The sequence below is a fragment of the Paraburkholderia heleia NBRC 101817 genome (assembly GCF_000739775.1).
Classification (GTDB): domain Bacteria; phylum Pseudomonadota; class Gammaproteobacteria; order Burkholderiales; family Burkholderiaceae; genus Paraburkholderia; species Paraburkholderia heleia.
Window position 1 is genome coordinate 197,287 of sequence record NZ_BBJH01000003.1, and the last position, 22,087, is coordinate 219,373.

24 protein-coding genes are annotated in these 22,087 nt (G+C 66.2%); 19 read left to right on the top strand and 5 right to left on the bottom strand.

Annotated elements, in window-relative coordinates:
* Positions 1–218 precede the first annotated feature (218 nt).
* Genes BHE01S_RS02830 through BHE01S_RS02915 form a run of 18 tightly spaced genes read left to right on the top strand, consistent with a single transcriptional unit; the run spans position 219 to position 17,245 of the window.
* Positions 219–920 carry a beta-ketoacyl synthase chain length factor gene (locus tag BHE01S_RS02830; protein WP_042260355.1) on the top strand — a complete coding sequence of 234 codons (702 nt, stop codon included), beginning with the start codon at positions 219–221 and terminating at the stop codon, positions 918–920.
* Positions 904–1,698 carry a lysophospholipid acyltransferase family protein gene (locus BHE01S_RS02835; protein WP_042260357.1) on the top strand — a complete coding sequence of 265 codons (795 nt, stop codon included), beginning with the start codon at positions 904–906 and terminating at the stop codon, positions 1,696–1,698. Before BHE01S_RS02830 ends, BHE01S_RS02835 begins: the two co-directional genes overlap by 17 nt.
* Entirely contained in the window at positions 1,673–1,972 is a 300-nt protein-coding gene (locus BHE01S_RS02840; protein ID WP_042260360.1) for a phosphopantetheine-binding protein, read from the top strand. Before BHE01S_RS02835 ends, BHE01S_RS02840 begins: the two co-directional genes overlap by 26 nt.
* Before the next feature lie 3 nt (positions 1,973–1,975).
* On the top strand, positions 1,976–2,227 hold the full coding sequence (locus tag BHE01S_RS02845) for an acyl carrier protein (protein ID WP_042260362.1): 252 nt from the start codon (positions 1,976–1,978) through the stop codon (positions 2,225–2,227).
* Positions 2,228–2,235: 8 nt separating this feature from the next.
* Entirely contained in the window at positions 2,236–2,892 is a 657-nt protein-coding gene (locus tag BHE01S_RS02850) for a COG4648 family protein (RefSeq protein WP_407669452.1), read from the top strand.
* Positions 2,889–4,604, top strand: a complete 1,716-nt coding sequence (locus tag BHE01S_RS02855) for an AMP-binding protein (protein ID WP_042260728.1) — start codon at positions 2,889–2,891, stop codon at positions 4,602–4,604. Before BHE01S_RS02850 ends, BHE01S_RS02855 begins: the two co-directional genes overlap by 4 nt.
* Positions 4,601–6,322, top strand: coding sequence for a glycosyltransferase family 2 protein (locus BHE01S_RS02860; RefSeq protein ID WP_042260365.1), 1,722 nt, complete (start codon positions 4,601–4,603; stop codon positions 6,320–6,322). The genes BHE01S_RS02855 and BHE01S_RS02860 overlap by 4 nt, the downstream gene beginning before the upstream one ends.
* Positions 6,309–7,886: an HAL/PAL/TAL family ammonia-lyase gene (locus BHE01S_RS02865; protein ID WP_042260367.1), complete on the top strand. Its 1,578-nt coding sequence runs from the start codon at positions 6,309–6,311 to the stop codon at positions 7,884–7,886. Before BHE01S_RS02860 ends, BHE01S_RS02865 begins: the two co-directional genes overlap by 14 nt.
* A complete protein-coding gene (locus BHE01S_RS02870; protein ID WP_042260369.1) occupies positions 7,883–8,323 on the top strand; it encodes an acyl-CoA thioesterase in 441 nt (146 codons plus the stop codon). Before BHE01S_RS02865 ends, BHE01S_RS02870 begins: the two co-directional genes overlap by 4 nt.
* Positions 8,311–8,997: an outer membrane lipoprotein carrier protein LolA gene (locus BHE01S_RS02875; RefSeq protein ID WP_042260370.1), complete on the top strand. Its 687-nt coding sequence runs from the start codon at positions 8,311–8,313 to the stop codon at positions 8,995–8,997. Before BHE01S_RS02870 ends, BHE01S_RS02875 begins: the two co-directional genes overlap by 13 nt.
* Positions 8,994–11,429, top strand: coding sequence for an MMPL family transporter (locus BHE01S_RS02880; RefSeq protein WP_042260371.1), 2,436 nt, complete (start codon positions 8,994–8,996; stop codon positions 11,427–11,429). The genes BHE01S_RS02875 and BHE01S_RS02880 overlap by 4 nt, the downstream gene beginning before the upstream one ends.
* Positions 11,426–12,607 (top strand): beta-ketoacyl-[acyl-carrier-protein] synthase family protein, encoded by a 1,182-nt coding sequence (locus BHE01S_RS02885; RefSeq protein WP_042260730.1) that lies wholly within the window; start codon positions 11,426–11,428, stop codon positions 12,605–12,607. Before BHE01S_RS02880 ends, BHE01S_RS02885 begins: the two co-directional genes overlap by 4 nt.
* An 8-nt stretch (positions 12,608–12,615) precedes the next feature.
* Entirely contained in the window at positions 12,616–13,101 is a 486-nt protein-coding gene (locus tag BHE01S_RS02890) for a hotdog family protein (protein WP_042260732.1), read from the top strand.
* On the top strand, positions 13,098–13,823 hold the full coding sequence (locus tag BHE01S_RS02895) for a 3-ketoacyl-ACP reductase FabG2 (RefSeq protein ID WP_042260372.1): 726 nt from the start codon (positions 13,098–13,100) through the stop codon (positions 13,821–13,823). Before BHE01S_RS02890 ends, BHE01S_RS02895 begins: the two co-directional genes overlap by 4 nt.
* Positions 13,823–15,049 (top strand): beta-ketoacyl-ACP synthase, encoded by a 1,227-nt coding sequence (locus BHE01S_RS02900; protein WP_042260373.1) that lies wholly within the window; start codon positions 13,823–13,825, stop codon positions 15,047–15,049. The genes BHE01S_RS02895 and BHE01S_RS02900 overlap by 1 nt, the downstream gene beginning before the upstream one ends.
* 2 nt (positions 15,050–15,051) lie before the next feature.
* Positions 15,052–16,296, top strand: coding sequence for a beta-ketoacyl synthase N-terminal-like domain-containing protein (locus tag BHE01S_RS02905; RefSeq protein WP_042260374.1), 1,245 nt, complete (start codon positions 15,052–15,054; stop codon positions 16,294–16,296).
* Positions 16,297–16,331: 35 nt separating this feature from the next.
* Entirely contained in the window at positions 16,332–16,787 is a 456-nt protein-coding gene (locus tag BHE01S_RS02910) for a YbjQ family protein (RefSeq protein WP_042260376.1), read from the top strand.
* A gap of 17 nt (positions 16,788–16,804) precedes the next feature.
* Complete coding sequence (locus tag BHE01S_RS02915; RefSeq protein WP_042260378.1) at positions 16,805–17,245, top strand: YbjQ family protein; 441 nt, start codon at positions 16,805–16,807, stop codon at positions 17,243–17,245.
* Between the two features lie 38 nt (positions 17,246–17,283).
* Here BHE01S_RS02915 and BHE01S_RS02920 read toward each other — a convergent pair whose 3' ends face one another.
* Positions 17,284–18,021 (bottom strand): class I SAM-dependent methyltransferase, encoded by a 738-nt coding sequence (locus BHE01S_RS02920; RefSeq protein WP_042260380.1) that lies wholly within the window; start codon positions 18,019–18,021, stop codon positions 17,284–17,286.
* A gap of 183 nt (positions 18,022–18,204) precedes the next feature.
* Here BHE01S_RS02920 and BHE01S_RS02925 point away from each other — a divergent pair, with 183 nt between their 5' ends.
* Entirely contained in the window at positions 18,205–19,476 is a 1,272-nt protein-coding gene (locus tag BHE01S_RS02925; protein ID WP_084068540.1) for an NAD(P)/FAD-dependent oxidoreductase, read from the top strand.
* Positions 19,477–19,545: 69 nt separating this feature from the next.
* On the opposite strand, the gene BHE01S_RS02930 is transcribed toward BHE01S_RS02925, so the two are convergent.
* The 4 genes from BHE01S_RS02930 to BHE01S_RS02945 all read right to left on the bottom strand — a co-directional run bounded on the left by BHE01S_RS02930 (position 19,546) and on the right by BHE01S_RS02945 (position 22,085).
* Positions 19,546–19,965 (bottom strand): ester cyclase, encoded by a 420-nt coding sequence (locus BHE01S_RS02930; RefSeq protein ID WP_042260382.1) that lies wholly within the window; start codon positions 19,963–19,965, stop codon positions 19,546–19,548.
* Positions 19,966–20,250: 285 nt separating this feature from the next.
* Positions 20,251–20,901, bottom strand: coding sequence for a hypothetical protein (locus BHE01S_RS02935; RefSeq protein WP_042260384.1), 651 nt, complete (start codon positions 20,899–20,901; stop codon positions 20,251–20,253).
* Positions 20,902–21,110: 209 nt separating this feature from the next.
* Entirely contained in the window at positions 21,111–21,506 is a 396-nt protein-coding gene (locus BHE01S_RS02940) for a DUF4280 domain-containing protein (protein WP_042260386.1), read from the bottom strand.
* 33 nt (positions 21,507–21,539) lie between these two features.
* Entirely contained in the window at positions 21,540–22,085 is a 546-nt protein-coding gene (locus BHE01S_RS02945) for a toxin-antitoxin system YwqK family antitoxin (RefSeq protein ID WP_042260388.1), read from the bottom strand.
* Positions 22,086–22,087 lie beyond the last annotated feature (2 nt).

A 22,087-nucleotide genomic window follows, 5' to 3' on the forward strand; every position in this document is an offset into this window, starting at 1 on the left:
TTATGTCACGCGCCTAAATGATTGATTTCAATGCATCACTTGATGCATATCAAATTATTCAGAATTATTTCGTGCTTCACCCTAAATAGTTTGCGACATCTGCCGTTAAAGTACGCACGAGAACTTTGCCCAGAATATTTGCGGGCCGAGGAAAAATAAACATACGCCGTTCGGGGTCGAGAGCCCGCCCTCTGCGGCCGCCGTTATCGTCAACCCCTATGCCCGATTTGTCGTGGACCATGCCCGTGGCGCGCTGGTCCTTCTGGTTTTCCGCATCGGATAGTTTGCCTGAGGTTGCGTTCGTCGATCCGATGATGCGCCGCCGCCTGAGCGCGCTTTCGCGGATGGCGCTGAAGGTGGCGGGCGACTGCGTCGATGCGCAAACCAGGGCACGCGTGATTTTCGCATCGCGCCACGGCGAGTTGCGCCGCACGACGGACATTCTGCGCGACATCGAGGCATACAAGCCCGTTTCGCCGAACGCGTTCAGCCTTTCCGTGCTCAATGCGATGACGGGGCTATTCGGCATCGTGCGGGGCGACCGTTCGCCGGCTACTGCCCTCTCGGCCGGCGCGCAGACACTGGGCTACGCACTGCTCGAAGGCCATGCGCTGCATAGCGAAGACCCCGGCAGTCCGGTATTGGTCGTCTACGCCGACGAACCCGCCGATGCGCGCTATGGCGCGGTCGAGCAGGAAGTGCAGCGCGGCGCGTTCGCGCTGCTGATCGATGCGGGCGAGGCTCCGCAAGGCCGGCTCGCGTGCTCTGTCACAGAAAGCAAACAGGGTTCGGCAGCACAGGCACGCGCATTCGCTACGCAAAGCGAAGCGCTGCATCACTGCCTGAGCGGCGGCGAAAGCGCTGCGTGGCAGGGCAGCGGCGGAACATGGCAATGGAGCTGGCATGTCGGCCCGGCTTGATTACGGCTGGCGGCTCTTCGCCACTGGCTTCAGCTTCGCGTTGTTCGGCGCGTGCGGGTTGCTTTTCTCGGTGATCGTCTTTCCGCTGGCTTCGGTCTGGCCGCGTCGCGCTTCGCGGCAACGCACCGTCACCACCCTCATTCACTGGTTTTTCCGCTCGCTCGTGGCCGCGTTGCAGCGCGCAGGCGTCATGAAGCTCGACGTGGCCGGCGCGAACGCACTGCGCTCGGGCGCACCGGCCATCGTCGTCGCGAACCATCCCACCTACCTCGACGTGATGGTGCTGCTCGCGCTCACGCCATCGGCCTGTTGCGTCGTGAAGAACGCGCATTGGCGCAACCCGTGCCTCTGGGGCATCGTGCGGGCGGCCGAGTACGTGAGCAACGCCGATCCCTCGGGCTTCGTGCAGGACTGCGCGCGCCAGCTCGCAAACGGCTACAGCATGATCATTTTTCCCGAAGGCTCGCGCAGCCCCGCGCCGAATCGCCTGCACGCGTTCTCGCGCGGCTTCGCGCATACGGCGCTAGAGGCCGGCGCGCCGGTTCTGCCCGTGCTCATGCACTGCGATCCGCCAGTCTTCACCAAGCAGATGCGCTGGTATCACGTTCCGCAGCGCCCCTTCCGCATGACCGTGAACGTGCTGGCGCCCATCGGCGTCCAGCCGCTCGCGCCGCGCGACATGCCCTCCGCGCTCGCCGCGCGCAACGTCACGCGCACCATCGAGGCGCAAATCACACAGCACCTGTTTGACTATGGATACTTTAAAACTGGAAATTAAGCGTCTCCTGATCGAGGCGCTCGATCTCGAGCATCTCACGCCCGCCGATATCGACGACGACGCGCCGCTGTTCGACACCGACGGTGTGGGGCTCGACTCGATCGACGCGCTGGAGATCGGCATCGTGCTGCGCCAGCACTATCGACTGGGCATCAACGCCGACGACGAAAACGTGCGCGGCTACTTTCGCTCGATTAACACGCTCGCGGCGCTCGTCGCGGGCCACGCAAACGAAAACAAGGCGCTGGAAGCCACTGCAGGGAAGGGGGATTGAACCATGAGCGAAGCTGAAATTCTCGACCGTATCCGCGAAATCTTTCACGAGAACTTCGATATCGATCCGGCGCGCGTCACGCCGGAGGCGCACCTGTTCGAGGAACTGGATCTGGACAGCATTGACGCCGTCGATCTGGCCATCAAACTCCAGGAAATGACGGGCCGCCGCATCAAGCCGGAAGAGTTCAAGCAGGTGCGCACTGTGGGCGACGTGATCACCGCGGTCGAGGCGCTGCTCGTGACGCCGGCTTGAGGCGATTCGTGACGGTGCTTCGCGGGCACGGCCCGGCTGAGCCTGCCGCGGCAGGCGAAAGCAACATGGCAGGCGGCCGCGCACGCAGCAAGTGGAGACTGCTTGCCGGTGTCGCCTACCCGGTCGTGATCCTCTGTGCCTGGCGCTGGGATTCGCCGCGCTGCGTGGGCTTGTTGCTGCTCGTGCTGCTCTGGATGCAGCGCGTGGCCGGCACGGGCGCGCTCGCAGCAACGCTGCGCAAGCTCACGCCGGTGGACTGGGCCGTGGCCGTCACGCTCAATGTCGCCTCGGTGGCCATCGTCATCACCAATAGCGAACGGCTCGTGCGCCTGTATCCCTCGCTCGTGAACCTCGGGCTGCTCGCCGCCTTCGGCGCGACCCTCGCGAAGGGTCCGTCGATGGTCGAAAAATTCGCACGCCTGACCTATCCCGATCCGCCCGCGCACATCGTGCGTTATACGCGCCGCATTACGCAGCTCTGGTGTGTGTTTTTCGCTTTGAACAGCGTGTTTTCTGCCTGGACGGCGCTTGCCTGGCCCGCTCGCACCTGGTCGCTCTACAACGGCATGCTCGCCTATGTGATCATCGGCGCGTTGCTCGCCGGCGAGTTCGTCTGGCGCACATGGATCATGCTGCCGCGTGCTGCGCGACGGGAGGCGGCGTGATCGCATTGCACGAGCTGCTTGTGACGCGTTGCCGTGAGCCGCGCAGCGTGGTGTGCGTCGATGGCGCCAACGCAACGGATTTCGCTACGTTCCGTGCGCATGCGCTTGGCATTGCGGCGCGCATGCGCACGCGGCCGGGCCAGCGATTCGCGCTATGGAGCGACAACTTGTATACGTTCGCCTGCGCTTTGTTCGGACTGCTCGTGGCCGGCAAGGTGCCGGTGATTCCGGCGAACGCGACGCCTGGCTATCTCGCCGAACTAGGCGACGCGTACGACACGGTCCTCGACGAGCACACGCTTGCCGCGTGGTGTGCCGATACCCCTGTGATTCAGCCCGTCGAGCCCGGCATGACGGTCGACGCGAACGCATTGCTCACGCTCTTCACGTCCGGCAGCAGCGGCACGCCGAAGCCTGTGCACAAGACGCTCGCACAGTTCGACGCCGAAGTGCATACGCTGGAAGCCGCGTGGGGCGCGCTGCTGGGCAACGCGGTCGTGCTCGCGAGCGTGCCGCATCACCACATTTACGGGCTGCTGTTCCGCGTTTTCTGGCCACTGGCCGCGGGCAGGCCGTTCGCTCGCACGACCTGTGCCGACCCGGCGCAATTGCAGGCGCGTATTGCCGAATGTGCGGCGCACCGTGACTCGACGGTCGTCGTCTCGACACCTGCGCAGCTCTCGCGCTGGCCCGATCTGCCAGGGTTCGCGGCGCTCGGTCCGGCGCCGCGCGCATTCTTCTCGTCGGGCGGCCCGCTGCCGCTCGACACGGCGAAGCAATACGCTGCCACGTTCGGCGCTGCGCCGCTGGAGATCTACGGCAGCACGGAGACGGGTGGCATCGCCTGGCGCAACCAGAACGACGTTCAGGCGTGGACGCCCATGCCGGGCGTCGCCGTGCGCGCGGGCGCAACGGAAGAAGGCGGCGCGCTCGAAGTGCGTTCGCCGCACCTCGGCCACGACGGCTGGCATCGCACCGACGACAAGGCGGCGTTCGACGGGCACGGCCGCTTCGTGCTGCAAGGGCGTCTCGACCGCGTTGTCAAGGTCCACGGCAAGCGGGTGTCGCTCAGCGAGATGGAGAGCAAACTGCTGCTCCATTCCGGCGTTGCCGAAGTGAGAACCGTGCTGCTCGAAGGCGCGTCGCGCGAGCGCATCGGCGCGCTCGTGGTGCTCTCCGCGCAGGGCCGCCAAACGCTGCGCCGCGATGGCCGCGCTCTGCTCCTGAAAGCGCTGCGCCGCCACCTCGCCGCCTGGTTCGACGCGGTCGTTCTGCCGCGTCACTGGCGCATTCACGGCGCGCTGCCAGTCGACTCGCGCGGCAAGATTCAGGCGCAAGCGGTCGCCCGCGCGTTCGCGGCAAGCGTTGAAGGGTTCGAGTTGCTCGCGCAATTCGACGACGCGCAAGGGCGGACGGTCGAATTGCGTGTGCCGCACACGCTCGTTCATTTCGCGGGCCACTTTCCGGGGCTGCCGATTCTGCCGGGCGTGGTGCAGGTGGACTGGGCGATGCGTTTTGCGCGCGACTGGGTGCCCGGCGTGCGCTCGCTCGCCTCGGTCGATCAACTGAAATTCACGATGCCCGTACCGCCGGGCGCGCTGCTCAAGCTCGATCTCGAGCATGACGCTGCGCGCCGGCGCGTAGCGTTCGCGTGGCGCGTTGGCGAGCGCGACTGCGCGTCCGGCGTCTTCGTATACAGGGAGCACGCATGAGCCTCGCGGCCTGTATCGTCATTCCGATTTACAACCACAAGGACGCGATTGGCGGCACCGTGGCGAACCTGATCGTCCATGGCCTGCCGCTCATCGTCGTGGACGACGGCAGCGACGAAGCCACCCAGCAGGTGCTGGCGGACCTCGCGCGCCGCCACGCCGGCAAACTCACGCTGCGGCGCCTGCCCGTCAACGGCGGCAAGGGCGCGGCGGTGATGGCGGGGCTGCGCGCCGCGCGCGACGCCGGCTATACGCACGCGCTGCAGATCGACGCCGACGGCCAGCACGACGCTGCGGACGTCCCGCGCTTTCTCGCCGCCGCGCAGGCGAATCCGCGCGCGGTCGTGATCGGCCAGCCCGTGTACGACGAGAGCGTGCCGAAAGCGCGCCTCTACGGGCGCTATCTGACCCATGTGTGGGTGTGGATCGAGACGCTCTCGTTCACGATTCGCGATTCGATGTGCGGCTTCCGTCTCTATCCGCTCGACCTCGCGTGTGCGCTGATCGACAGCGTGAAGCTGCCCGGGCGCATGGACTTCGACATCGAGATTCTCGTGCGTCTGCACTGGCGGCGCGTGGTGTTCGTGTCGATTCCGACCGCCGTCACCTACGCGGCCGACGGCGTCTCGCATTTCGACGTGCTGTGGGACAACGTGCGCATCAGCCGCAGTCATACGCGGCTCGTCGCGGGCATGTTCGCGCGTCTGCCGCTCCTGCTCGCGCACAAGGTCATGCCGCGGGTTCCGGCACGGAAGGCGGCTGCGGGCGAGGGCAACGACCCGTGGTGGCGCACGGCCGAACGCGGCAGCCGGCTCGGCATGGCGCTGCTCGCCTGGAGCTGCGGCCTGTTCGGGCGGCGCTTTACCGCGCTCTGGCTGCACCCGATCGTCGCCTACTTCCTGCTAACGGGCCGTCCCGCACGCGAAGCCTCGCGGCGCTATTTCGACCGGCTGCGGCAGTGTTCGCCGCAACGCGAGACGCCGCGCCCCGGCTGGCTCACGGCCTACCGCCATATGCTCTCGTTCGCCCAATCGGGCTTCGACAAGCTGGCCGCCTGGACGGGCCGTGTGGATCAGACCGACGTGGAGGTCGACGACCCACGCGCGTTCGACGCGTTGATCGCGAGCGGCCGCGGCGCGCTCGTCATCGGCTCGCACCACGGCAACCTCGAAATGGCGCGGGCGCTGGCCGTGCGCGGTGCGCAAACGAAGGTGACGGCCATCGTCTACACGGAGCACGCGAAACGCTTCAACAGCGTGCTGGCTTGCGCCCATCACGACTTCGCGCAGCATCTCGTGCCGGTGACCGACTTCGGCCCGCAAACGGCGTTGATGATGCAGGAGCGCATCGAGCGCGGCGAGCTGCTCGTCATCGTCGGCGACCGCACGCCCGCACGCGAAACCGGACGCACCACCGAGGCGCAATTCCTTGGCGAGACGGCCGCGTTTGCCCAGGGTCCCTATGTATTGGCGCATGCGCTCGCGTGCCCCGTTTATCTGTTGTTCTGCCTGAAAGAGCGCGCGGGTTACCGGCTCTACTTCGAGCCGTTTGCCGAGCGCATCGATCTGCCGCGGCGTGGCCGCGCCGAGCATATTGCGGCATGGGCGCAGCGCTTCGCGGCGCGCCTCGAACACTATTGCCGCAAAGCGCCTTACCAATGGTTCAACTTCTACGATTTCTGGGCGCGCCCCAGTGGGGGAGCGGATGGCCGAAACTGACCTGAAGGATGCCGAAGTGAAAGTGGATGCCGTGGTATTCGGCGGCCGCCATTTGACGATTGAGGACGTCGTGGCGGTGGCGCGAGGCGGTGCTGCCGTGCGGCTCAACGACGACCCGGCCTGGCGCGAACGCATCGCGCGCGGCGCGGAGTTTTTGCGTCGGCATCTCGCAGCCGGCGCGACCGTGTACGGCGTCAATACGGGCTACGGGGACGCGTGCGTCGTCGACGTGCCGATGGCGCTCGTCGAGGCCCTGCCGCTGCAGCTCACGCGCTATCACGGCTGCGGCATGGGCGAATATCTCGACGATGCCTCGGCGCTCGCGGTGATCGCGGCGCGGCTGAATTCGCTCGCGTTCGGACTTTCGGGCGTGCGCCCGGTGCTGCTCGAACGCCTCGCCGATCTCGTCAATCATCGCGTCTTGCCGCGTATTCCCGCCGAAGGCTCGGTGGGCGCAAGCGGCGACCTCACGCCGCTTTCCTACGTCGCGGCGGCGCTGGTCGGCGAGCGCGCCGTGCAGTTTCGCGGCGCGCCGTGCGAGGCGCGCGACGCGTGGCTCGCGCTAGGTCGCGAGCCGCTCACGCTCGCGCCCAAGGAAGGCCTCGCGCTGATGAACGGGACGGCGGTCATGACGGGCCTCGCATGCCTCGCGTTCGCGCGCGCGACGCAGCTCGCGCGCCTCGCCGCACGACTCACCGCGCTCGCAACGGTGGCACTCGACGGGCGCGCCGCGCATTTCGACGCGTTTATCTTCGAAGCCAAGCCGCATGCCGGGCAGGCCGAGGCGGCGGCCTGGATCCGCGCTGACCTGGCCGGCCGTCCGGACACGCCGGGTCACCGGCTGCAGGACCGCTATTCGATCCGCTGTGCGCCGCACGTGATCGGTGTCGCGAACGACGCGCTCGCGTGGATGCGCCGCGACATCGAGAACGAACTGAACAGCGCCAACGACAATCCGCTGATTGATCCCGACAGCGAGCGCGTGCTGCACGGCGGCAACTTCTACGGCGGCCATATCGCGTTCGCCATGGACGGACTCAAGACGGCCGTGGCGAATCTTGCCGATCTGATGGACCGTCAGCTCGCCTTGCTCGTCGACGACAAATTCAACAACGGCCTGCCGCGCAACCTCACGGGCGCGACGAGTGCTCGCGCTCCGATCAATCACGGTTTCAAGGCCGTGCAGATTTCGGCGTCGGCGTGGACGGCGGAAGCGCTCAAGCACACGATGCCCGCGAGCGTGTTCTCCCGCTCGACCGAGGCGCACAATCAGGACAAGGTGAGCATGGGCACGATCGCCGTGCGCGACTGCCTGCGCGTGCTGCAGCTCACCGAGCAGGTCGCGGCCGCCCACGCGCTCGCCGCGGTGCAGGCCGCGCGCCTGCGGCTGCGCGGTAACGCGGCGACGGTAATTCCCGGGCCGCTTGCCGCGTTCATGGAGGACGTGGCCGCGACGTCGCCATTCGTGGACGAGGACCGCGCGCTCGAACACGAACTGCGCGCCATGACGGAGCGCATCGCAACCGGCGACTTCGTCGGGCGTAGCGCGGAGGGCCGGCCATGAGCGAATCACACAAGGCGGCGCCGGTATTGAGCGCGAGCGCGAACGTGGAAGTGCCGTTCCATGACGTGGATGCGATGAATGTCTGCTGGCACGGCCACTATCTGAAGTATTTCGAATTCGGCCGCGCGGCGCTGCTGCGCACGTTCGACTACGACTATCGCGAGATGCAGGCGTCGGGCTACGTGTGGCCCGTGGTCGAAGCGCATCTCAAGTATGTGCGGCCCGCCGTTTATGGGCAGCAGCTCGCGGTGTGCGCGCACCTCATCGAGTACGAAAATCGCCTGAAGATCGGCTACGAAATCTACGATCGCGAATCGCGCGCACGGCTCACGAAGGGCTACACGATCCAGGTCGCCGTGAACGCCGCCACGCAGGAACTGCAGTTCGTCTCGCCGCCTGTCGTGCTCGAAAAGCTGGAGCGTGCATGGGCGCGTTAAACCGATGCGCGGCGGTGGCCGCACTGATTGCGCTTCAGTCGCTGTGGCTTCCGGCGCGCGCCGCGGCGGCGCCTGGGAGCGTGAGCACGAGCGCGAACGCCGGCGACGCGGCACTCGTCTCGCAAATCGCGTCGCGTCTCGCGCGCGCAAATGGCGTGCGTGCGCATTTCACGCAAACGCAGACGCTTGCCGCGATGAAAGCGCCGCTCGTCAGCACAGGCTCGCTATTGTTCTTTCGCGAGCGCGGCGTGATCTGGCAGGTCGAAACGCCGTACAGGAAAACGTGGATCATGCGCGACAGCGGCTTCACCGTGATCGATGCCGATGGTCAACCCGATCAGCGCGCCCGGAACGGCGGTGCGCGGGGCACGCGCGGCGCGGCCGAGATCGCGAAGATGATGCGCTCGATGCTTGGCGGTGACCTGAGCGGCCTGTACTCGCAATTCGACGTAGCGGCGCGCGGCACGCCTGCGCAATGGCAGATGCGCCTCGTGCCGCGCCAGCCGCAGCTCGCACAGGCGCTGCGCGGCATCGAGATGGAAGGCGGTGAGTTCCTGCACGGCTTGCGCATCACCTTCGCCAACGGCGACGTCACGCAGTACGACTTCAGCGGCAGCGCGCAGGTGTCCGAACTTGCGCCTGCCGACCAGAAGCTCTTCGGAACGCCCCAGTGAGTTCCTCCGAGCTTCGTACCGCAACCCGGCCGTGGCGGCAGTGGACGCTGCGCGCCGCGTGGCTGCTGCTGGCGCTCGCGGCGGCGCTCTATTGCGCCTGGCGCTTTGCGGGGCCGACGCCCTTGCAGACGAACCTGCTCGCACTGCTGCCGCCAACCGAGGCCGACCCGGTGGCCGAAGAGGCCGTGGACCAGCTTGCGGGCGCGCTCGGCAACCGCGCCGTGCTGCTCGTGTCGAGCAGCGACGCCGCGCACGCGAAAGCGGCGGCGGCGCGACTGGGCGCGGTGCTGAGCGCGAGTCACGCGTTTGCCTCGGTGACGGCGCAAGTCCCGCCGTTCGACCTCGGGCGCATTACGCGCTTCTACCTGCCGTACCGCTTTGGCTTGCTGACGGCACAAGACCGTGCGGTTGCTTCCGGTAGCACCGAAACGCTGCGCGGCGCGCTCGCCGAGCGCCTCTACGGGCTGCCGGACGCGGGTCTCGCAACGTCTCTGACCGACGACCCCTTTGGCTGGCTTCAGCACTGGCTCGCGGGGCTGCCGCTCGCGGCGTCGAATCTCACCGTCGAAGACGGTTTCCTCACTGCGCACCGCGGTCACACCACGAGCGTGCTCGTGATCGGCACGCTGCCTGGATCGGCGTACGAATCCGATATTCAGCGGGGCGTGCTGCTTGCCGTCGCACACGGTGAGGCTGCGCTCAAAGCTTCTTGGCCCGATGTGACCGTCGCGCGCACGGGCGCCGTGTTCTATGCCGAGTCCGCACGGCGCGCCTCCGAGCGCGACGTGCATGTGATCGGCATCGTTTCGGCGGTGGGCATCGCGCTGCTCATGCTCTGGATCTTCCGTTCGCCCCGGCTGATCCTGCTCGGCTTCGTTTCCACCGCGCTCGGCATCGTATGTGCGCTCGCGGCCACGATGCTCGTATTCGGCAAGCTGCATCTGCTTACGCTCGTGTTCGGCGCGAGCCTGATCGGCGAAGCCGTCGATTACTCCATCCAGTACTTCGTCGTCTACCTGGGCGCACGGCACGGCTGGGATTCGCGGCGCGGCGCGCGGGAAGTGTTGCCCGCGCTCACGGTCGCGCTCGGCACGAGCCTGCTTGGCTACGCCATTCTGACGTTTGCGCCGTTTCCGGCGCTCAGGCAGATCGCGTGCTTCGCTATCGTCGGCATCTTCACTGCTTTCGCTTCCGTCGTCTGGCTGCTGCCGAGCCTCATGACGCAGCCCGCGCGACGCAGCCCCCATACGCTCTTCGTGGTGGCCGCGGCCTCGCTTGCGAAATGGCAGGCGCTGATCGGCGGTCGTCGTGCATGGGGCGTCGCGCTGGCGCTCGTGGTCGCCGCCGTGCCGGGTTGGCTGCAACTGCGCAGCGACGACGACATTCATCTGCTGATCCAGCGGGATCCGGCGCTCGTCGTGCAGGAGCGTGCGGTGTCGAGCGCGGTGGGGGCCGACAACAGCGCGCAGTTCTTCGTCGTGCGCGGTGCGTCGCCGGAGGTCGTGCTCGAGCGCACCGAGGCGCTGTGCGCGCGGCTCGGCACGCTCACGGGCGCATCCGTGCTGAGCGGCTGGCAGTCGGTGACGTCGTTCGTGCCGTCCGAAGCGCGGCAGCGGGCCGATCGCGCGTTGCTCGGCGAGCAAGTGTTCGCCGATCCCGCCACCTTGCGTTCGCTGCTGGGCGCGGCGGGATTTCGTGACGAGGTGGCGCAAACGTGGCTCGATGCCTGGGCGCATTCGGGCGCTTCCGTGCTGCACGTGGACGACTGGCTTGCCGAACCCTGGTCGCAGCCGTTGCGCCATCTGTGGCTCGGACGTTCCGTGAGCACACCCGGTGCATTCGCGGCGATCGTGATTCCACAGGGCGTATCCGCTGCGAACGAGCCCACGCTATTCGACCTCGCGCACGCGTTGCCCGGCGTGAGCTTCGTCGACAAGGCGGCGAGCGTGTCGCGGCTCTTCGGCGTGTATCGGCAGGACGGCGCGATCTGGCTCGCGGGCGCGCTCACGCTCGTGCTCGCACTGCTGATGTTCCGCTATGGCTGGCGCGGGGCCATCGCGGTCGCGCTGCCGGTGTGGCTCGCCATCGGCGTCACGCTCGCCGCTTTCGGCTATGCGCACGTGCGCATCAACCTCTTTAACCTGCTGGCGCTGATGCTCGTGCTCGGCGTGGGTGCGAACTATGCCGTCTTTCTGCGCGAAGGCGCGATGCGCGCTTCCACCGATCGCGGTGCGGTATGGACGGGGGTGCTGCTATCCGCCGCGACCACGCTGCTCTCGTTCGGCATGCTCGGCATGAGTTCGATGCCCGCGCTCAAGAGCTTCGGCGCCACCCTTTCGCTCGGCATCATGGTGTCCGTCATGCTCGCGCCTATCGGGATTCCCTCGGGGACTCCCTCGGGCACGCCTACGAATCAACGGAGAAAGGCCTGATGGCGCTCCCTGTCTATTTGCACGCGCTCGGCATGGTCAATGCGCTTGGCGACGACGTGCCGTCGATCGTCGGAGCGCTCGCGCGCGGCGAGGCGCCCGGCATGGGGCCGGTCGCGACACGCACCGGGACGGCGTTCGCGGGCAGCGTGAAGGCGCCGCTCGACCTTGCGCCCCCTGCCTCGCTCGCCCACTACGATTGCCGCAATAACCGGCTTCTGCTCGCCGCGCTGGCGCACATCCGCGCCGCCATCGAAGCCGCGCGCGAACGCTTTGGCGCGGGCCGGATCGGCGTCGTGCTGGGCACGAGCACGTCGGGCATCGGCGCCGCGGAAATGACGTTCACGCAGCCTGTGCAGCACGACGCCGCTTCGACGTTCGACTACCGCCAGATGGAGATCGGCACGGCCGCGCCGTTCGCCGCTGCGGCGCTCGATCTGCGCGGCCCGGCGTACACCATTTCCACGGCATGCACGTCCAGCGCCAAGGCCATCGTCGCCGCGCGCCGTCTGCTGCGCGCGAACCTGTGCGATGCCGTCGTTGCAGGCGGCGTCGACTCGCTTTGCGAACTCACGCTGCAAGGATTCGCCTCGCTTGAATCGACGAGCCCCGTACGAACCAACCCGATGAGCGCGCAGCGTCGCGGCATCAACATCGGCGAAGCCGCGGCGGTGTTCCTGATGAGCCGCGAGGAAGGGCCAGTGATGCTCGCGGGGGCGGGCGAGTCGAGCGACGCCCACCATATTTCCGCACCCGACCCGGCGGGCGCGGGCGGCGAACTCGCATTGCGCGCGGCGCTTGGCGATGCGGGCATAGGTGCGTCGGCGATCGGCTACGTCAACCTGCACGCGACGGCCACCATCAAGAACGACCTGATGGAAGCGCATCTCATGGCGCGCGTGTTTCCCGACGGCGTGGCCGCGAGCGGCACGAAACCGCTCACGGGTCATGCGCTCGGCGCCGCGGGCGCGAGCGAACTGGGGCTGGCCTGGCTCACGCTCGCTCGCGACGATGTCGCGTTGCCGCGCCATCTGTGGGATGGAGAAGCGGACCCGGCCCTGCCATCGCTCGACCTGGTTCAAGACGTGCGGTATTTGCCGCGCAGCGGCGTGCGCCAATACGTGATGAGCAACTCATTCGCGTTTGGCGGCAGCAACGTTTCACTCATACTCGGACGATGATCGAGGCCATGCATTCCGTTCCTTCATCATCGGCGGACGCGTTCCCGCCGATCGAGGCGATCATTCCGCATCGTGGCACGATGCTGCTGCTCGATTCGGTTGCCGCATGCAGCGACGAATCGCTCACGGCGCTTGCCGGTGTGAACGCCGATGCATGGTATGCCGACGAGCAGGGCGCGATGCCCGCGTGGATCGGCATCGAGCTGATGGCGCAGGCGATCGCGGCCCACGTAGGCCTGTTGTCGATGCGCGAAGGCAAACCCGCGCGCCCGGGCGTACTGCTCGGCACGCGCCGTTATCAGGCGGCGCAAGGCGCATTCGCAAGCGGCGCGCCGCTCAGCGTGACGGTCAACGAACTGCTGCGCAGCGAAGAAGGCCACGGCGCGTACGGCTGCACAATCAGTCAGGATGACAAACTATTGGCCGAGGCCACCGTGAAGGTATATCAACCGCGCGATTTTCAGACTTTCATCGAGGAGAATTCCAGATCATGAGCCGGCGTGTTCTCGTCACCGGCGCGAGCCGCGGCATTGGTCGCGCGATCGCCTATCATCTCGCCGCGGACGGCTTTGCCGTAACCGTGCATTGCCGCACGGGCCGCAACGACGCGGATGCCGTCAAGGCAGGCATCGTCGCACAGGGCGGCACGGCCAGCGTGCTGCAGTTCGACGTGCGCGAGCGCAGCGCATGCCGCACGGCGCTCGAAGAAGACGTGGCGGCGCACGGCGCCTACTACGGCATCGTCTGCTGCGCGGGCGTGACGCGCGACGCCGCGTTCCCGGCACTGACCGACGAAGACTGGGACATCGTGCTCGAAACGGGCCTAGACGCGTTCTACAACGTCGTCCATCCGCTCGTCATGCCGATGGTGCGCGCGCGCAAGGGCGGCCGGATCGTGACGGTAGCCTCGGTGTCGGGCGTGACGGGCAATCGCGGGCAGGTCAATTACAGCGCCGCCAAGGCCGGGTTGATTGGCGCGACGAAAGCGCTCGCGGTGGAGTTGGCCACGCGCAGCATCACCGTCAACAGCGTCGCGCCCGGGCTCGTCGATACGGGCATGCTCGACGACGTGCCGCTCGAGCACGCGCTCAAGGCCGTGCCGATGAATCGCGTGGGGCAGCCCGCCGAAGTCGCGGCTGTGGTCGGCTTTCTGATGTCCGACGCGGCGTCCTATGTCACGCGTCAGGTCATTGGCGTCAACGGCGGGATGGTCTGATGAAACGCGTCGTCATTACCGGCATGGGCGGCGTGACCGCGCTCGGCGATCAGTGGGAGCAGGTCGAAGCCGCGCTCAAGGGCGGTGTCAACGCCGTCAAGCGTGTGCACGATTGGGACTATATCGAGTCGCTGCATACGCGGCTTGCGTGCCCGCTGCCGGCGTTCAATACACCTGACTATTACCCGCGCAAGAAAACGCGTTCGATGGGGCCGGTCTCGCTCTACGCGGTGCGCGCGAGCGAGCACGCGCTGGCGGATGCGGGCCTGCTCGATGCGCCGTCGATCAGGGACGGCCGCATGGGCGTGGCGTACGGGTCATCGTCGGGTTCGGTCGAGCCGGTGCGCGCGTTCGGCAAGATGCTCGAAACGGGTTCGATGAGCGACGTGACGTCGAACAGTTACGTCCAGATGATGCCGCACACCACGGCCGTGAACGTGAGCCTCTTCTGGGATCTCAAGGGACGCATCGTGCCGACCTCGTGCGCGTGTGCTTCGGGCAGCCAGGCCATTGGCTACGCCTACGAGATGATCGCGAACGGCAAGCAGACGCTGATGCTCGCCGGCGGCGCCGAGGAACTCTCGGGGCCCGGCGTGGCCGTGTTCGACATGCTCTACGCCACGAGCACGCGAAACGATACGCCCCAGCTCACGCCGCGTCCGTTCGATGCCGCGCGTGACGGGCTCGTGGTGGGCGAGGGCGCGGCTACGCTCGTACTCGAGGAATACGGGCATGCCGTGGCGCGCGGCGCGCGCATTCATGCGGAAGTGGTGGGCTTCGGCTGCAATTCGGACGGCGCCCATATCACGCAGCCCACGGCGGCGACGATGGCGATCGCCATGCGTCAGGCACTCGCCGACGCGCAGTTGGCCCCCGAAGCGATCGCCTATGTGAATGCGCACGGCACGTCCACGGACCGCGGCGACGTGGCCGAGAGTCAGGCCACGGCGGAGACCTTCGGCGCGCGCATGCCGATTAGTTCTCTCAAGAGCTATATCGGCCATACGCTCGGCGCCTGTGGCGCGATCGAGGCCTGGTGGACGATCGAGATGATGAAGCGCAACTGGTACGCGCCCACGCTCAACCTGACCCAGGTCGATCCGGCCTGCGCGCCGCTCGACTACATCCAGGGCGAGCCGCGCACGATAGACGCCGAATACGTGATGAGCAACAACTTCGCGTTTGGCGGCGTGAACACGTCGCTGATCTTCCGGCGCGTGCGTTGAGCATGCGGACATCGACATCAGCGGGCGGCTTGCAGCGCGTCGTCGTGACGGGCATGGGCATCGTCTCGTGCCTTGGCAATACGCTCGAGCGCGTCGCCGAGCGGCTGCGCGACGGGCGCGGCGGCATCACACGCGTTCAGGCGTGGCGCGAACGCGGTTTTGCGAGCCAGGTGGCGGCAGTGGCTTCAGTGGAAGGCGAAGCGCCGTTCGAGCGCAGGGCCGAACGTTTCATGGGCGACACGGCACGCTTCGCCTGTCACGCCGCGCGCAGCGCCATTGCCGATGCGAATCTCGACGCGCATACGCTGCGCACACCTCGTGCCGGCGCGGTGGTGGGCTCCGGCGTCGGCACGATGTCCGCCTACGACACGGCCATGGAAAGCGCGAACACGCGCGGTATCGACCGCGTGCCGCCCTATACGGTGCCGCAGGCGATGAGCAGCACGACCTCGGCCAATCTCGCGCACGTGTTCGGAATGGAGGGCGTGACGTATTCGCCCTCGTCGGCCTGCACGACTTCCGCGCTCGCGATCGGCCAGGCCATGCAACTGATCCAGACGGGCCGTCAGGACCTCGTCCTCGCGGGCGGCGCCGAGGGCCTGCACGACAACATGACACTGATGTTCGACGCGATGGGCGCGCTTTCACGGGGCTTCAACGACACGCCGGAGCGGGCGTCGAGGCCCTACGACGCGCAGCGTGACGGCTTCGTGATCGGCTCGGGCGCAGGCATCCTCGTGCTCGAATCGCTCGCGCATGCGCAAGCGCGCAACGCGCGCATCTACGCGGAGCTGACCGGCTACGGCCAGGGCACCGACGGCGCCCATATGGTCGCGCCGCAGGCGCTCGGCATTGCGCTTGCGATGCGCGCGGCGCTCGGCGAGGCCGGCTGCCGCCCGGACTACATCAACACCCATGCGCCTTCGACGTCCTCGGGCGATATCGAGGAACTGCTGGCGTTGCGCGCCGTGTTTGGCGGCGACGTGCCCGCGTTCTCCTCGACGAAGGCGCTCAGCGGTCATCCGCTCGGTGCATGCGGTGCGCACGAGGCCATCTACACCTTGCTGATGATGCGCGATCGCCGGATTGCAGGCGCCGTTGGCATCGAAGCGCTCGATGCGGCTGCGGCCGGCATGCCGCTCGTGCGTGAAACGCGCGATGCACGCATCGAAACGGCGATGTCGGTTTCATTCGGGTTCGGCGGCAGTTGCGCCAGCCTGGTGTTTCGCGCCTGGAATGCAGTCTGAAGTTTTTGGCAACTTTAAAGATAATGAGGATTCCAATGAAAAAGACTTACCTCACGCTGAGCACGGCCGCGATCGTCACCCTGACGTTGGCCGGTTGCGGATCGCAGCGCCTCACGCTGCCGATCCAGCCCGCAGCCTCCCTCTCGACGGCAAAAGCCGGGTCCGGCGCGGACCCCACCGCGAAAATCGCCGTGTATTTCGGCTCGCAGCCGCATCCGGAAGTGGCGCGCCACGTGGGTGACGCATCGCATTCCCTGCGTGTCGCCCGCGCGACCGACGGCGCCGAGGCCACCTGCAACAGGGCGCTCGCCACCGCGCTCGACAAGCTGCGCGCGGACGCCCGCAACAAGGGCGCCAACGCGGTCATCAACGTAACCACGCGCTTTCACGGCACCGAGACCGGCTCGGCCACCGAGTACACCTGCGGCGTGAGCCCGAGCGCGGCGGCCATTGCCGTCACGGGCGACCTCGTGGTGCTGCAGGCCAATTGAACCAACGGAGAAGATCGATGAAGAAACTGTGGTTGTTCGCCGCGCTGTGCGCGGCCTTTGCGGCGTCGCACGCCTATGCGCGCAATACGGTCGACACCTACCCCGTGGATGCAGCGCTCAAGAGCGAGCCCGGCAAGGTGAGCGACGACATTGCGCTGTACTTCGCAGGCCAGCCGCATCCTGCGGTGAAAAAAGAGCTGGGCCAGTTCTCGACGAACAAGAAGACCAACGCGTTTGGCAAGAGCGACGAAGCGGCCTGCCAGCACGTGTTCCTTTCGGCCGTGGCCGAGTTGCAGGAGCGCGCGCGCAAGGAAGGCGGCAACGCGGTCATCAACATCAAGAGCAACTACAAGAACGAACTGCGCGAGAGCGCCACGGAATTTACGTGTGGCGCGGGCGCGATGATCGCCGGCGTGGCGCTCGTCGGCGACGTGGTGACGCTCAAGGGCGGCAAGTAGCCCGCAGCAGGCGGCGGGCGACCCGGCTCACGCCGCCGTCATGCCGCCTTCACGGCGGCAACGTTGACCAGGGTTTCGCGCCGCTTCCCGGGCTTGGGACGATGCAGGCCGAGGCGCTCGAAGAGGCCGAAGTCTGCCGCACGGCTCCACCACAGATAGGGCAGTGAAACATTGTGCTCCGAAAAGCGGAAACCCGCCGCGCGAATCATCTCGAGGTAGCCGTTGGCGCTCTTCTGCACGTGCATGGGATGGCGGAACAGCAGGCGGATGACCCACGAGCGGATATAAGCCTCGGTGGATTCGGCGAACAGCAGCACGCCGCCCGGTTTGAGCACGCGGTGGAACTCCGCGAGCGCGCGTTCCTGCTCGACGAGATGATGGAAAGTCTGGTGGCAGAAGACGATGTCCGCGCTGGCCGTGGGCAGCGTCAGGCTCGCGCAGTCGCCGTGCAGTAGCTCGAACGCCGTTTGCGTCTGCATTTTTTCCTGGCATGTGCGCGCGGCACGCGCCGCCAATTCGAGCGATGCCTCGTGATAGTCGACTCCGACGATGCGGCGCGGGTGGAAAGCCTCGGCCAGCAGGCGGAACGATTTGCCCTGTCCGCAGCCGACATCGACGATTTCGGGAGCGTCGGGCAAAGGCACGTCCACGAGGCGCCTGAGGTCGTTGATCGCCACACGCAGCACGTGGTGCTCCCACGTATGCGTGCGGAGAAACCAGATGCCGAAGGCCGTTTCCGGCACGAACGGGACGTCATTTGATTCGGAAACCGACATATTTTTTTATCCGTTACGAATGCGATCTGGGACAAGAATGAGCATTGTAAATGCACGGGCGCAGCGAGGGGTGTCAAAATCACGGTTTCGCGCAGCGCGGTGCGCTTGCATTGGGCATACAAGTCGTAACAGGACGTGACAGGACGTAACAGGGCGCGTCAGGACGCAGAGAAGGAAATGACGATGGAAAAGAGGATTAAGGAAGCAGTTACGACCCCATCCATTCGACGCGAAGCCGTCGACGTGGCGATCATCGGCGCGGGCCCCTCGGGCGCGGTGGCCGCGGCCCTGTTGCGCAAGGCCGGACACTCGGTGCTGGTGCTGGAGCGCCAGCATTTCCCGCGCTTTTCGATCGGCGAGAGCCTCTTGCCGCAAAGCATGGCGTACCTCGAAGAGGCCGGCATGCTGCAGGCAGTGGTGGAGGCCGGCTTTCAGTACAAAAATGGCGCGCATTTCGTGTGGCGCGACGAGACATCGTCGTACGACTTCCGCGACAAGCATTCGGCGGGCTGGGGCACGACGTACCAGGTGGAGCGCGCGAAGTTCGACGAGCTGTTGATCGGCTGCGCCGCGCAGCAGGGCGCCGAAGTGCGCTTCGGCCACACGGTGACGGGCATGCGCACGGGCGACGCGCCGGTGCTGGAGGTGATCGACGAAAGCGAGGCGCGCTATGAAGTGCACGCGCGCTTCGTGCTCGACGCGAGCGGATTTGGCCGCGTGCTGCCGCGCCTCCTGAATCTGGAGGCGCCCACCGGTCTGCCGACGCGTGCCGCAATCTTCAGTCATGTGCGCGACGGGCTGCCGCTGGACGCCTTCGATCGCAACAAGATTTACATCGCGACGCACCCCGGGCACCGCGACGTGTGGTTCTGGATGATCCCGCTCGCGGGCGGCCGCTCGTCGGTGGGCTGTGTTGCCGAAGCCGCCTTCCTCGACGTGCCGCAGGCGCAGCGCGAGGCGCGGCTGCGCGCGCTCATTCGCGAGGAGCCGACCCTGAACCGCCTGATCGGCGACGCGCCTTTTCTCATGCCCGTGAACCAGATCGGCGGCTATTCGGCCAACGTCGAACGATTGCATGGGCCCGGCTTCGCGCTGCTCGGCAACGCGGGCGAGTTTCTCGATCCGGTGTTTTCTTCGGGCGTCACCATTGCGCTGCGTTCGGCGCATCTGGCCGTGAAGGTGCTCGAGCGCGCACTCGGCGGTGCGGTCGTGGACTGGCAAGCCGAATACGACGTGCCGTTGCGCAAGGGTATCGACACGTTCCGCGCCTTCGTCGAGCGCTGGTACACCGGCGAGTTGCAGGACATCATTTACTACCCGCGCCAGACGCCCTTGATCCGCCGGATGATCAGCTCGGTGCTGGCAGGCTACGCGTGGGACGAGAGCAACCCGTACGTGGCGGAGCCGGTGCGCAGGCTCACTTCGCTGCATGAGGCGTGCAAGCTGTCGTTGTAGGGAGCGCTGAGGGCTGCATGTCGGGTTGGTCCTGCGACGGGTCGCAGAACCAACCCGGTTCTCGCGGTTTCACTGGCCCGGTGGACGAACCGCGCCTAGCTGGATCATCAGCCCAAGCGTATCCATGATGAGGCGGGTTTCCTTGATCCTGGCATCCTGAAAGCGGTCGATGACCATGCCCCATACCTTGACGGAGCGCCCCGTTGCGTCCACGCCCAGGAACGTTCCCCTGTGCGTGCCCGTCCACTCGAAGCGGGTCAGCACGCGGTCGCCTTCCGTGAGTTGTTCCTCGACGTGCCAATGCATGTCAGGGAACGCGGCTCGCATCCCTCGCACGACATCCTTAAGGCCCTCGACACCCGGACCCTGGCCGGGGAACGGCACCTGCTCGACCATGTCCTCCCAGAAAAACTGGCCTGCGGCGTCGATCTGCCCTTGATTCAGGACTTTCTCGATAAACGCGCGAACAATATCGCTTGACTCATGCATGGAATGAACGCCTCCTGGCAGGCGAGAGTGCGAAGTGAAAGCCGGTTGCTGCAGAGTAGACGAGCGAGCGCAACGACGTACGCAAGTGTCGCGCGAGAACGTGCGGCGGCGCACATTCGGGGCTTCGACGTCAAGCTACGGAATGCCGTCGCTGGCGGGAAGCCTGCGATCCGCGCGTGCCGCCGAAAAAAGTCACCGCGTCGCGGGACTTTTCGCGGTAATTCGATACTCGCTCACCAATCAGAACAGGCCGCGCAGGACGCGACTGCCTTTCAGCGCCAACGCTCAGCTGACATCCATTGGAACGTAGTAATTCATATAGCTGCCGTTCGCCGTGCAATATTGATGGTCGTAAGTATGCCCGGGCGGAGGAACGTTATTTGTCCAGTTTGATTGTTCAATCGCATTTCTTTGACCCCGCACCGCACCGATGAATGCCTGATATTTTGCCGAATTGAAGGCCTGGCCTTTGCAATCCTTTTCGGCAAGGTGGTTGAGGGTCGACCCACTCATGAAGTGATCTTCAAACAGCACGGCCTGGGCTTGAATGGGCCATGGGTCCACCGCCACACATTGACCGATGTTCCACCCGGACTTTCCCACAATCGCAAAGCTGTGGCCGGGCCCGGTCACCCACGCCACGCGGAACTGAGCCGGCAGTCGTTCTCTGCACATGACATACGCTATCGCTCCGAAGTGGTCGCAGTTTCCAGCGCCCGCCGTTGCTGCGGCGAGAGCGGTGTGCCTCGGTTTTGCCTGGTTATAGAAGCTGTAGGCGAGCCCCGTGAGGACCCGATTTTCCCCAAGCGGGAACATCTGGTCGGCGGCCTGCTGATTTCCACTCCCAAAAGGCAGAAGCTGCTTTGCGGTTGCGATGATGTCATCGCCGGTATTGAGCAGCGTCATCTGGTCATCGGTTACGGCCTTGCCTGGCATGATTAGCCTCCATTCGAGCTGGTCGGAAACATCGAGATTTTTTAAAAAGCGCTCCAGATATCAAACAACAGTCAGGGCGCAAACACGTGACATCACGAGCCCCGACGGGTAGTCAGCGGGTTGCTATTTCTCCGGTCGGCAGGTTTAGTAGCGCCTCTCATTTCGCGTCGTGCAACGCACTCCCCGCGCGGCACGTTGAAGAACGATGCCTACGGAACAAGCGTAGACACCTGCCCCGGCTGCACCACCTTGATCACGCCGCCCCAAATGCAAACGAGGGTAGCCTGAGCATCCAGCGCCGGCATCGCTCCCAGCGTCACGGTTGGCGCACCGCCCGGAATCCACGGCGACGGTGTGGCCGGAACGCAGGGCATGGGCGTGAATACGCCCAGCGCCGCGGCAGTCGCGGCGATCACCGTTGGGTTCGACGGACTTTGGCATAGCGCGAACGGCGTGATATTGGCGACCGGAATCGAATCGGCAATCGTCGCGGCGGGCACACCGCTCACGAGCACGCGATTGACGGGGAGAACGTTGAGCGTGCCCGGCGCGCCGCCAAAGGAACATTGCAGTGTGGCACCGGCACAGACTTGCGGACTGGTCATGATGTCTCTCCTTATGCGCTGCCCACGGCAGGATCAGGCCGAAGACGGATTAGCGAGCGATTGCCACCATTGCTTCCAGCGCGGCAGCGGCTTGCCGTCCGCCGCTATCGGGCGGCGGTCGTCGGTATAGCGTTGCGCCGCTTCGAGCGGCTTTCCCGCGCTGAACGGTTGCCGTAGCGCCAGGCAGCCGTTCGGATGGAAGCGCTGCAAGACGCCATGCAGTTTGCCGTTGCGGTAGTGCGCTTCTTCGAGCAGCGTGCCGTCGGCCAGCCAGGTGCGCGAAACGCCGTGCAGCACGCCGTGCGCGTAATGCGCCTCGCGCTGGATTTTTCCATCGGGGAAGTAGAAGCGCGCCTTGTCGTCGAGCTTTCCGTTCGCATACTGCACCTGCGCCGAGGGGTTGCCCTCCGCATGGAAATAGGTCGCCGGGCCGTTGAGCGTGCCATTCGCGTAACGCATCGTCGCAACGGGGCGTCCTTCCGACTCGATGCGCACGGGGCCGTGCAGCGCGCCGCCCAGCGTCGCGCCCTCTATACGCGTGTCGTCGCGTTCTATCGTGACCGGCTGAATCGTCTCCATGC